The 11,694-nt window shown below is 45.8% G+C and carries 11 protein-coding genes; 8 read left to right on the top strand and 3 right to left on the bottom strand.

Annotated elements, in window-relative coordinates:
• Positions 1–20: 20 nt before the first annotated feature.
• The 3 genes from ETHHA_RS06295 to ETHHA_RS06285 are packed head-to-tail and all read left to right on the top strand — an operon-like array spanning position 21 to position 3,459.
• The gene (locus ETHHA_RS06295) at positions 21–1,748 is read left to right on the top strand and encodes an AAA family ATPase (protein ID WP_013485147.1); all 1,728 of its coding nucleotides are present in this window, start codon (positions 21–23) and stop codon (positions 1,746–1,748) included.
• Between the two features lie 29 nt (positions 1,749–1,777).
• Complete coding sequence (locus ETHHA_RS06290) at positions 1,778–3,034, top strand: LlaJI family restriction endonuclease (RefSeq protein ID WP_013485146.1); 1,257 nt, start codon at positions 1,778–1,780, stop codon at positions 3,032–3,034.
• A complete protein-coding gene (locus tag ETHHA_RS06285) occupies positions 3,034–3,459 on the top strand; it encodes a very short patch repair endonuclease (RefSeq protein ID WP_013485145.1) in 426 nt (141 codons plus the stop codon). Before ETHHA_RS06290 ends, ETHHA_RS06285 begins: the two co-directional genes overlap by 1 nt.
• 46 nt (positions 3,460–3,505) lie before the next feature.
• Here the strand turns inward: ETHHA_RS06285 and ETHHA_RS06280 are convergent, their stop codons facing one another.
• The gene (locus tag ETHHA_RS06280; RefSeq protein ID WP_041686729.1) at positions 3,506–3,940 is read right to left on the bottom strand and encodes a hypothetical protein; all 435 of its coding nucleotides are present in this window, start codon (positions 3,938–3,940) and stop codon (positions 3,506–3,508) included.
• 41 nt (positions 3,941–3,981) lie between these two features.
• On the opposite strand from ETHHA_RS06280, the gene istA reads away from it, so the two are divergent.
• From istA to tnpC, 5 genes are all read left to right on the top strand, one after another.
• Positions 3,982–5,202 (top strand): IS21 family transposase, encoded by a 1,221-nt coding sequence (gene istA, locus ETHHA_RS06275; protein ID WP_049776574.1) that lies wholly within the window; start codon positions 3,982–3,984, stop codon positions 5,200–5,202.
• On the top strand, positions 5,199–5,996 hold the full coding sequence (gene istB / locus ETHHA_RS06270; protein ID WP_013484866.1) for an IS21-like element helper ATPase IstB: 798 nt from the start codon (positions 5,199–5,201) through the stop codon (positions 5,994–5,996). The genes istA and istB overlap by 4 nt, the downstream gene beginning before the upstream one ends.
• Positions 5,997–6,315: 319 nt before the next feature.
• Positions 6,316–6,675, top strand: coding sequence for an IS66 family insertion sequence element accessory protein TnpA (gene tnpA, locus ETHHA_RS06265; protein WP_013484562.1), 360 nt, complete (start codon positions 6,316–6,318; stop codon positions 6,673–6,675).
• Positions 6,675–7,025: an IS66 family insertion sequence element accessory protein TnpB gene (gene tnpB / locus ETHHA_RS06260; protein ID WP_013484563.1), complete on the top strand. Its 351-nt coding sequence runs from the start codon at positions 6,675–6,677 to the stop codon at positions 7,023–7,025. The genes tnpA and tnpB overlap by 1 nt, the downstream gene beginning before the upstream one ends.
• 65 nt (positions 7,026–7,090) lie before the next feature.
• On the top strand, positions 7,091–8,623 hold the full coding sequence (gene tnpC, locus ETHHA_RS06255) for an IS66 family transposase (protein ID WP_013484564.1): 1,533 nt from the start codon (positions 7,091–7,093) through the stop codon (positions 8,621–8,623).
• A 273-nt stretch (positions 8,624–8,896) separates the two neighbouring features.
• On the opposite strand, the gene ETHHA_RS06250 is transcribed toward tnpC, so the two are convergent.
• Both ETHHA_RS06250 and ETHHA_RS14530 read right to left on the bottom strand, forming a co-directional pair.
• The gene (locus ETHHA_RS06250) at positions 8,897–9,574 is read right to left on the bottom strand and encodes a hypothetical protein (protein WP_013485143.1); all 678 of its coding nucleotides are present in this window, start codon (positions 9,572–9,574) and stop codon (positions 8,897–8,899) included.
• On the bottom strand, positions 9,567–11,666 hold the full coding sequence (locus tag ETHHA_RS14530; protein ID WP_013485142.1) for a M14 family metallopeptidase: 2,100 nt from the start codon (positions 11,664–11,666) through the stop codon (positions 9,567–9,569). The genes ETHHA_RS06250 and ETHHA_RS14530 overlap by 8 nt, the downstream gene beginning before the upstream one ends.
• Positions 11,667–11,694 lie beyond the last annotated feature (28 nt).

The raw sequence follows: 11,694 nt of genomic DNA, 5'->3' as shown, positions 1-11,694 counted from the left end.
CAAACGGGGAGGATTGTATTATGCCGAACGATGTCACAGCGAATATGGCGGATGAGTTTGAGCGTTATCGCTCTGACTTGAAAAGTGCACTTTCTTATGTCGAGGACGGTTCGTTTTCTTGGGATGACGCCGTCGGGTTGCTCATCATCCAGCTAAAAAATACAGACAGCTTGAATAAAGCACGGAGAGCAAGCCACGCCACACAGATACAATTGACAAGTGAACGAGAGTCAGTAGAGGGCTCCAAAAAAACGGAAGACTTTTTTCCGACTTTGACATTGAACTCTTCTTTCAAAAGCTGGAGGATTTCGATTCCAGCCCGTATCAATATTAGGAATGTCGAGCAGTTGAGCGGTGCTGCACGAGGCACAACGGATTCTTGGAGACCGGACTCTATTCAGATTCGAAGGAGAATCCTTAACGATGATGGTCAAGGGAATGGGAATCCTACACTGCAAATCTGCTACGGTGATGACCTGATGCCTTTGCGTGAGCAGTTGAATGTAGATGATTATCTTGTAATTGTAAAGCGGAAATCTGAATCGTCGTACGAAGCTTTCGGAGTAAAAAAAGATGTGAACCTTGGCAGCGGAAAGAATATGTATCTTTCTGCAAATGCTTCCAATGACAGTACGGTTTTTATGTTTGGCAGGCTGACGGTGAACTATGATACTGTCGAGAGAAAAGCAGGTGGAACCAATATTCTTCTCTATGGTGTTCCTGGTTCCGGCAAGAGCTGGACTATTGAACATGAGTACTGCAAACCTGGGTGTTTAGTGGAACGCTTGGTTTTCCATCCTGATTATACTAATGCAGATTTTGTTGGACAGATATTGCCTGTTGTAGATAAAGACAAACAGGTTACTTACGAATTTACACCCGGGCCTTTTACAACGATTCTTCGAGATGCGTATATAAATCCGACGAAAGAATATATTCTCATCATAGAAGAAGTCAACCGCGGCAACGCACCGGCTATCTTCGGAGAAATATTCCAGCTCCTTGACAGAAAAGTTGAAATGCATGACGGAGATGATGGCTATCCGGTCGGAACGAGTGAGTATGGTATAACACATAAGCATATGGCTGACTACATATACAAAGGCCCTACTCATAAGGTTCGCATTCCATCAAATCTTTCCATCATAGGTACGATGAACACCTCTGACCAGAATGTGTTTACACTTGATACGGCGTTCCAGCGCAGATGGCGTATGAGACTAATCGAAAACAATTTTGATAATGTCAGATCTTCTCTTGCCAATGCTTTGATACTTGATACCGGAGTGACCTGGAAGAGGTTCTGTGAAACAGTTAATACAATCATTATCGGAAACAAGTCTAAAATGGCATCTGCTGAAGACAAACGCCTCGGGGTTTATTTTGTCCATGAAGGTGACCTTACTTTTGATGAGAGAGCGATTCCTGCAGAAGGCAACGCCACTCTGCTCACTGAATATAATGCACTTCTTGGAAAAGAGCTTCTTGAAACAATAAATGATGATGAAAAGATTCGACTTGCTGAAATCCGTGAAGCATTGATGCATAACAGAATGTTCCCGGAAAAAGTCATAAAGTACCTGTGGGATGATGCATTCAAGTTTAATCCTGAAGCACTGTTCGATACCGACATTGTCAAGAGTCTGGAACAGGTTATCCGGATGTTTGTTTATAATAAAGGGAAGGACCGGTTCAAAATTTTCAAGCAGACAGTGCGCGATACGCTATATTCTGCACAACAGCAGTAATGTGGCTGTATAGCACTAGGAGGTGATAAATGATGGATTTGGGAAAAAATATCCGGGAACGCTGTCATGTGAATACCAATGAGGATGGTGACAGTTTTGTTGGCGTCAAGGCGGATACTGAAGATGCCATCATCTATTTCCCTATCGGCTATCAGCTGCCGGACGATGACGATGATCTCCGTATCGATATCAACAATCTGCTTAGTGTTCTGGCTGCTTTTATGAAAGAGGACCGGGTAATCGAGGCTTCCAAGTTTGAGGCACCGAGGACTGTCGATTTCCCAATGCATTCATATTTAAAAATTATCAGAGATTTTCTGCGGACCGGGCGTTACTATGTTGAAACCGACCCTCAGTACAGAACAGATACAAAGGGCAGTGCAAACTGGCCACGTACCGTAAGGGAGCAGAGAGCTCTGATACAGAAAAACGGTTCTCTGGTATTCACTAATATGACAATCCGCTCTGTTACACCGAATTCCAACAAGCAAATTACCCAGATACACAGGTATTGTGTTTACGAAGCCTTTGATAAGATGGGATGGCTTTATGTCCCCTTTATGCCGGATAATCCCGGACCACATCCGAGCACGAAAGAATCGATCTATATCCTTAATAAAAAACTTGCGGCCACACATAATGACGTGGAACAGGGATTGTTCACAGCTATGAGAGATATGCTTGTATATATCGATAAAAGGAGTTCAGACAAGCAGTATTTCTTCGGTACGGACTTCTTTGATACAGTGTGGGAGCGAATGATCGATAAGGCGTTCGGTGTTGAGGATAAAGAGCAGTATTTCCCGCGAACCAGATGGCTGCTCGATTATGGCAGGGTCCACGAAAAAAGGCCTCTGCAGCCAGATACGATCATGGTCTACAGTGACAAATATTATGTGCTTGATGCCAAACTCTACAAGTATGGATGGAGTGCGAATCCGGAACATCTGCCGAACGGCTCTGATATTAACAAACAGATTACATACGGAGAATATATAAAGCGGACAAAAGAACTTCCGAACGAAAGATTGTATAATGCTTTCATAATGCCATACAACAAGGCCAACAATCTGTTCATGATCAACGGAAATATGGGTAACATCGGAGAAGCGGTCGGAGACTGGCGCGGCAATAGGGAAAACTATGAGCGTATCCAGGGAATCGTTGTCGATACGAGATATCTCATGTACAACTATATCGGTACTTCCGAACAGCAGAAACAGGAACTTGCTGAATGCATTGAGAAAGTCAACTCCCGAGATCCGGTCCCGGAGCCGGTAACATAATGGCGGACAGAATTTCAAAAGAAAAAAGAAGCTGGAATATGTCCAGAATACGGGGTAAAGATACGGAAATCGAAATCAAGGTAAGGCAGTGGCTGTTTCATGAAGGTTTCCGTTTCAGAAAGAATGTCCGAAAACTTCCCGGAACACCGGACATCGTCCTGCCGAAGTATAAAACGGTGATATTTGTGCACGGGTGCTTTTGGCACAGGCATCCAGGCTGCAAAAACGCAACCACGCCGAAAACCAGAACTGATTTCTGGAATAAGAAGTTCGCGCGGAATGTTGCCAATGACAGAAAAAATAAAGAAAAACTGCAAGCCCTCGGATGGAATGTGGTTGTAGTCTGGGAATGCGAACTTGATAACAAGCATTTTCTGGAAACAATGGAACGAATGAAAGCGGAACTTCTAAATAATCTGTTATAAGCGAAAAGGTTCTACCTTTTGAATGAGGTGGGGCCTTATTTTTTGCCTATTTTTCAAGCTGTCTGTTGCGGTGGCGTTGTGCTGCAGCAGCGTTAGAACATTGTTTGCAACAGTATTTCTTGTTGGTCCGGGTAGCTTCCACGAGGAAGAATTTATCACGTTTGCAGTTCGGATTTTCGCACTCCTTGTAAATTTCGACTCCTGCTCTCATGTAGAAAATTGAGAAATACAACGCCTGGAGCAGATTGCCAACCTGCCATGAAGCAGTCAGTCTGCCGCCATCATATCTTGGGTGGATACCGCCGATGTTGTGATTGATTTCTTCCGCAACAATAATCCTCGCTATTTTCAGCAAAGCAGCTTTAATGTTTTCGGAGAAGTTTTCCTCGCTGAAACGGGTGTCAGCGCCAGTGATAAAATGAAGAAAAACGCCGGTCAAAAAATGTAGGTTTGCAGCGGAAAGGGATGCAATATGGTACACTCAAATCTGTCTGTTAAGCAGCAGGCGGAAAGGGTGTCAAAATGGAAGGAGCAAACCGGATGGATATCCGAAGCGACCGGCAAAAAGGACTGAGCTACACAGAGATAGCGCGCAAGTACAACATTGACCCGAGGACGGCGAAGAAATACGCCGAGAGCGAGGCGCGACCGGTATACAGCCTGAGCGCAACGAAGCCGTCGAAGCTGGACCCCTACAAGGAGCAGATAACGGTATGGCTGGAGGAAGCGCCGTACTCAGCGGAGCGGATACTGGAGAAAATTCAGGAGCAGGGCTTCGAGGGTGGGCACAGCATCGTGCGGGAATACGTGCGAAACAAGAAGGAACAGTTGGACGAGAAAGCAACGGTGCGGTTTGAAACGATGCCGGGACTTCAAGGGCAGATGGACTGGGCGTTTTTTGAGGATCACACCGTGCCGGAGGATGGGAAGCTGAAAAAGCTGTACTGTTTTCTGTTCATTTTGGGGTACTTGCGGACACGGTACATAGAGTTTGTGACCGACATGAGTACCAACACTCTGATCCGCTGCCATGCCAACGCGTTCCGGTATTTAGGCGGTTACCCGGAGGAAATTCTGTATGACAACATGAAGCAGGTCGTCATCAAACGGCTGCTGAAGCAGGAAGACAGTACCCTCAACCGGCAGTTTGAGGATTTCGCCGGATTCTATGGGTTCAAGCCTGTGCTGTGCCGGCCATACCGAGGCCAGACAAAGGGTAAAATAGAGCGCACGGTACAGTTCGTACGGGATAATTTCATGATTGGCATCAAGTACTCTTCACTTGACGACCTCAATGGCCAGGCCCTCGCATGGTGTAATAAGGTCAATGGGAAAGTCCACGCCACAACAAATGAAATTCCCTTCGAGAGACTAAAAAAAGAGGGCCTTAACCCTCTTAAACGTGAATATATCATCGACAAAATCAATCTGCGCCGGGTACAAAAAGACTGCCTCATCTCGTACGGCGGTAATCAGTATTCCGTGCCATCGGAATACGCCGGCGAAGATGTGGCAGTCGTAGCATTGGACAACGTGCTTGCTGTCTACTATGAAGGAAAGCAAATTGCCCTGCACCGAATATCCTACCAGAAAAAAGACATGGTCGTCAATGCCCATCATTATCGCAGGCTGACCGTCAAGCAATCCTTTGATACAGAAAACACCCTGCTGGACGGCGACAGTGTCATCGACTTTCCTATCCAACAACACGATTTGAACCGGTATGACGAGGTGCTGCTATGACGGAACTGACGATGGAACGTCTCAGGGAAAACCTCGAAAGCCTTAAGATGAAAAACACGCTGGAGATATTGGACAATTATCTTGAAAGAGCTGTAAAGGACGAACTCAACGTTGTAGATGTGCTCGACCATATCTTTGCCGAGGAAGCATTGTCAAAACGGCGACGCGCCTATGAAAAGCAGGTGCAAATGTCCGGATTTCCCATCAAAAAAACGTTGGAGGATTTTGATTTCAGTTTCCAGCCCTCCATTGACAAGCGCCAGATTGAAGAACTGGCTACCATGCGTTTCCTTGAAAACGGAGAGAATATCGTCTTCCTCGGCCTGCCCGGTGTGGGCAAGACCCATCTGGCCTCAGCACTGGGGCTGGTTGCCGCCAAGCATCGATTCTCCACCTATTACATCAACTGCCACACCCTAATTGAGCAGCTCAAAAAGGCTCATTTTGAGAATAGACTACCGGACAAGCTCAAAACTCTGGGCAAGTACAAAATGCTCATTATTGACGAAATTGGCTATCTCCCGATGGATATTCAGGGGGCGAATCTGTTTTTTCAACTGATTGCGAGACGTTATGAGAGAGTCTCCACGATCTTTACCTCCAATAAGACCTTTTCCCAATGGAATGAGATCTTCGCCGACGTCACTATCGCCTCTGCAATCCTAGACCGTGTTTTGCACCACTGCACCGTTGTCAATATCAAGGGTGAGAGCTATCGCCTTAAAGAGCGAAAGGAGTACATGAAGCAGAAGCAGCACATCGTCAACACCCTTTTCGAGCAGGGCCAAAACTAATTTTTCAACATTTCCTTACCGCTGTTTTCATGCATTTTTTAACTGGCGAAAACCTGCAAATTCAAATCGGCGTTGACAAGTTTTTGAGTATTATAGATTTGTTTGATTTTTGGTGAAATATAGTCACCGTCAACTAAGTAATGGGTCAGCTCATCGGATTGCTTTTCAGAAAATATATATACATCTGTAGAGTGTTCTCTTGCAGTAACCGTCAAGACCGCGCGCACCTTGTAAGCATGGTGTCGGGGAAGGTACAATGAACTTCAAAAGGGTTCAAAACATGTAATGGAGTGTTTTGGACCAAATTGGAGTGAATAAAATGGATACGCAAAAAATCGCGAGGGAGTTCCGGCTATCAGAGTGGGGCGAGGCGGTAAAGGAGCGAATAGCTGGCGGGCAGAGCGTGGACGCATTTTGCGAAGAAAAAAACATCAGCAAGGCCACCTATTACTACAGGCAGAAAAAAGTACGGGAAGCTGCCTGCATGGAGCTTATGGAGAAACAAAAGCGCGGAACCGGGCTTGTGCCGGACGGCTGGACGCAGCTTACGGAAGCAAAATCTGTTACTGCCGGCGAAGGCACCCTAGACATTGAAATCGCCGGCTGCCATATCCTTGCAAATGCCCAAACCGACCTGGAATTGCTGGCGAGAGTCTGCCGCATCCTGAGATCGCTGTGATGCAGTTCGGAGAAAAACCTGTGTATCTTTGCTGTGGGTGCACGGATATGAGGAAATCGATCAACGGGCTAATGACGCTTGTGCAGCACAGTTTTTCTCTCGACCCTTTTGTCGACGCGCTGTTCGTGTTCTGCAACCGAAGCCGTGACCGCCTGAAAATACTGGAGTGGGACGGCGATGGCTTTTGGCTGTATTTCAAACGGCTGGAACGCGGACATTTCCGCTGGCCGTCGTCAGACGAGGAAACCACAATGACGCTGAACAGTGAGGAACTGTCTTGTCTGATCGATGGCGCAAGGCTGGAGAAAAAGCTTCGCCGCAGCGAAGTTCTTGAACACAATATTTCGTAACACATCGGGATACGAAAATGCCGTTTTTTCTTGATTCTATGCGGTTTTTCCGGTATAATTAGAGAATGGAAAAACAAGAAAAAACAATTGAAATACCGCTTTCTGTTTACGAGAATTTTCTCAAACAGGCGGAGCAGATTGCCGAGCTAAAACAGCAGATTCAGTGGCTGATGGAGCAATTCCGCCTGGCCAAACGTAAGCAATTCGGCGCGTCCAGTGAACAGACGGACAACGAACAATTATGTCTGTTTAACGAAGCAGAGCAAACCGCCGATTTGACCGTGCCAGAGCCGGAAACCACCGAGGTCAAGGCGCATTACCGCAGAAAGACGCGCCTGACCACCGACAAGTTGCCGGAAGATTTACCTGTTGAGACCATTGAACACGAGCTGCCGATCGAGGCGCGTATCTGTCCGGACTGCGGTTGTCCTCTGCACAAAATGGGGGAAGACATCCGTGAGGAACTGAAAATCATCCCGGCAAAAGCCGTGATTGTACGCCATGTACGGCACGTCTATGCCTGCCGCCACTGCGAGGAGTCCTCTGATCGTGTGCCGATTGTCAAGGCGGAGATGCCAAAACCCGTCATCAAGGGAGGGTTCGCATCACCCGAATCCGTCGCCCATATCGCCGTGCAAAAATTTGTGATGGGCAGCCCGCTTTATCGGCAAGAGCAGGAGTGGGCGCAAAGCGGCATTCTGCTCTCACGTCAAACCATGTCCAACTGGCTCATCAGAGCCTGTGAAGATTGGCTGGAGCCAATTTATCAGGAAATGAAGCGACAGCTATGCAATCATCAAGTCCTTCACGCAGACGAAACCACCCTTCAGGTGCTGCATGAGGACGGCAAGCCCGCCCAGAGTAAAAGTTACATGTGGCTTTATCGTACAAGCGGCGAGGCTAAGCGCCAGATTGTGCTGTATGACTACCAGCGGGATCGAAAGCATATCCGTCCGAAAGACTTCTTAGAGGATTTTTCAGGTTTTCTCCATGCAGATGGTTATGACGGATACCACAAGCTGCCTGACCGAATCACCGTGGTGGGCTGTTGGGCGCATCTGCGTCGGAAATTTGACGAAGCGCTGCAAACACTGCCGAAGGATAAACGGAAATCGTCTGACGCCGCAAAGGGGATTGCTTACTGTGACAGGCTGTTTCATTTGGAGAAACAGTTCACTTTGCTGACCCCGGAAGATCGTTTGAAGGAACGCGAACAGCAAAGTAAACCGGTGGTTGAGGCGTTCTACGCCTGGGTCGGATCGCTCCGGGAACTGCCTAAAACCCTGATGGGTAAAGCAATCCATTATGCACAGTCACAGCGCATGTATCTTGTGCGGTATCTGTTGGACGGACGGCTGGAAATCAGTAACAATCGCGCGGAAAACGCCATTCGACCTTTTGTAATGGGACGGAAGAACTGGCTGTTTTCCAACACGCCAAACGGTGCAAAAGCCAGCGCAATCTATTACAGCTTGATCGTCTCTGCCAGGGAGAATGGTCTTGTGCCTTTTGAGTACCTCACAAAGATTTTCACCGAAGCGCCCAATGGCGCGGATGTTGAAAACCTCATGCCTTGGGGGGCGTGCCCGTTGATTTGACGGTTACCTCTTGCATAAGTTGTCGTATAACGAACAGTAAGCATTTCTCCAGCTTGTTGAATTGAGACCTCTTTATGAATGTTTTTAGGGGTAAATAGCCAAACATAAGCAAATGGCCCCAAAAAAGCAAGGCGGCACAAAACAACAATTACCAAAACAGAAACCATGCCAGCAATTATAAGTTTAAATATGATGTGTAAGTGTTCGGTTTCTTTAATAGGCTTATTCATTTTTCAACTCCCATATATAATCGACAAATGATGGAAAGCGCTTTTATTTGTATTTCAGAAGTAAACTGTATGAAAAAGTTTGGATTTGATTTGGGGTCACACTATTGCTTTTTTCGTTTTGGTCGATTTCCTCTGTTGTAAACGACCCGCTGGCATAACGTTGTAATATTTCCCGTGCTTCTGCATCATTGTTTTTTAAAAGTATTTCAGCAAAAGAGTGAACTCGTCTCCAATCTTTCGTCATAAATTCCTGTTTCGCTACAGGATACAGCAAAGTATCATCAGATTGGTCAAAAAAAACATCGGGATATGCTTTGATTTTTGAATCCCCATATTGATACGTTATCAAGCAATTATCTTGACTCGCCCACTCATAGCACGTCAAGTCATTTTTGCTATAGACCATTTTAATTTCTGGCATTGAAAAATTTCCATTTATTTCATAAGATGCAATTGCTGCTTCCCCCTTTTTCTCTGACAAAAATATATAAATCATTGTTTTAGTAGGGCCATTGATATTAGATGTGAAATACTTTAAATATACATCTTGGTTAAATTGATGAAGAATAACTTTACTCGTTGTTTCTTGGAACATGGAGGAACCAGAATTATTAGGGCGCAGCAAGATGTTATGGTATAGAATTGAAAATGCCATAACAAATCCTACCACCAGTAAAGAAACAATTAACATTAGCTTTCCAAAAGCAAACCGCTTATTCATAAGATTTCAACTCCCAGCAACGATCAGCAAATGCTTGAATAACTGCGTTCGCTTGATTGGATGTAGGATGGCAATCCTTCATTAATGGTGAATATTGGGCAATCAGAGAGGTAGGCATAACATAGTCCATAGCGCCAATAAGGATATCTTCACGATTAGAGCCGAACCTCTTTTCAGTAAATGAGGTATACCTTTTCTTTGCTTTAGCACCATAATAATTTAAAAAAGCATCAGATAAGCTGTTGTTGAATTGATTTAAATCAGTGTTAATGTTTAGCGCATCTGCATCTGCATATAAATCCGGCATAGAAAAACTTGAGCCTTCGTCTTGTCTCAATAGCAAAATAGCAATATTATAGTTATACTGATAATCATCAGAATTACCTGATCGTCGAATGACATCCTGTTGAAATGTTTCCAAATCGCCGGCCCAACCGCCCAAATCATCTATAATTGGTTCTCCAAATGTTGCTGGTAACCAGCTTGCTTCCCCTGGAACAGTATCATGCACTAAAACATGCAAAGTGGCAAACATGTGTGTAGCATCTATTTGCGCTCCTGTAAATGAATCCGTGAGAACAATCGGATCATTGGTAAAATAATACTGCAAATCCTTGTAAGTGCTGTTGCTGTTGATGTAACTAATCATTTCATTACTGACAGGACCAGCTGCTTGTACCCAGCGTGAATCATTATAGACCCCCCTTCTTATATATTGCAGTGCAAATTCAAGAGCTGAAGTTTCTTTACCTGTAATAGACTTATAGTGATTTACAGCATCTGTAAGTTTACTTAGATAATGACCCATTGTGGTATATGAATAATCTGGACGATACGGATTGCCCTTTTGCATATTATATATTTGCACATTAGAACCTGATCCATCGACAGCATAGGCAACAACCTTTAGTTCCCCCTGGGGCAAATAATCCCACGGTATCGAGGTTGAAAACCCGTGATACCCATTTCCGTACTTCAAACTTGCCAAATCGCTTCTATATTGGTTCGCAGTTACCGGCACACCATAAACTTGCGTTCCATTTGAATCATAAACATACACATGTGCCTCAATGGGCAGATTCGGTGCGGAAGACTTCCATACCCATCCACCAACACCAGAGCTGTCCACATAATCCACACAGCCATTGGACGCATTCACAGTATAGTATTTAGGGGTTCCGGATAACGGGGGGTTATTTCCGTTTTGTCCAATGGCATAGGTTTCAATTTGGTATTCGCCGGGAGGAATTGTACGCCAATCCACAGCATAGTTGAATCCGTGCGAGCCAGGCGCCACATCGCCCCGGTAGCAATTTGCCAAAACGGCGGCGAATCGTGCGATCTCCTGGGTGTTGCGGTTACGAATATAGATATGTACCCAAATCGAATCCGCAAGATTGTCCCGGTCACGCGCCCAACCGGCAATCCGATCACCGTCCACAACATCCAGCCAGCCTTCCAGCGCGCTGGTACTGCTTGCGGGAACACCGGTATTCGCGAGCAGGTTATTGACCGCAGAAATGAATTCCCCGGACAGGTTCCGATTGATTACATCCTGTGGATTCGCGGGCAGCGGCAATTCTACCAGGGTAGAGTTGATCCCATTCTGCATGCCCCACTTGATTAGGTAACCGTCGCTGCCTCCATTCGAAACATGGTTCAGACCTAAAGCATTATCAAAATAACTGCTGACTGTCGGATCGCCCAGCGTGCTGTTTTCCCAGCCGTGAACATCCAGCAGCACATTTTGACCTGCCCCGCTCTTGTGCTGGCTTACAAAATTTTCAAGACTGACAACTTCCGGCGCGTTGTTGTTGGTACGGTTGCGGTCATCCGTGTAATACGCCAATGGATTGGTATTGTGGGAACGGTTCATATCGACCCATGCCGCTGTGCAGCGGCCAAATCCATTATTGGTGTAACCACTTAACAAACCGTCTGGATTGGCGGATGGAATTACATAAACCGTCCATTTTGACAGATTTCCGTTTCCATTCAGGTTTGCAATCAGGCTGTTTGCGATTTTTACCAGTTCTACACCATCTGCCGCCCAGCCGTCTTCAAAACCATGCTGTTCAAATACGCCGAACAAAACATTCGGCCCAGTTCCGAGTATAACT

It is taken from the genome of Ethanoligenens harbinense YUAN-3, from assembly GCF_000178115.2.
Lineage (GTDB): Bacteria > Bacillota > Clostridia > Oscillospirales > Ethanoligenentaceae > Ethanoligenens > Ethanoligenens harbinense.
The sequence above is the reverse complement of the archived record's forward strand: the minus strand, read 5'-3'. Positions and strand labels throughout refer to the sequence as shown.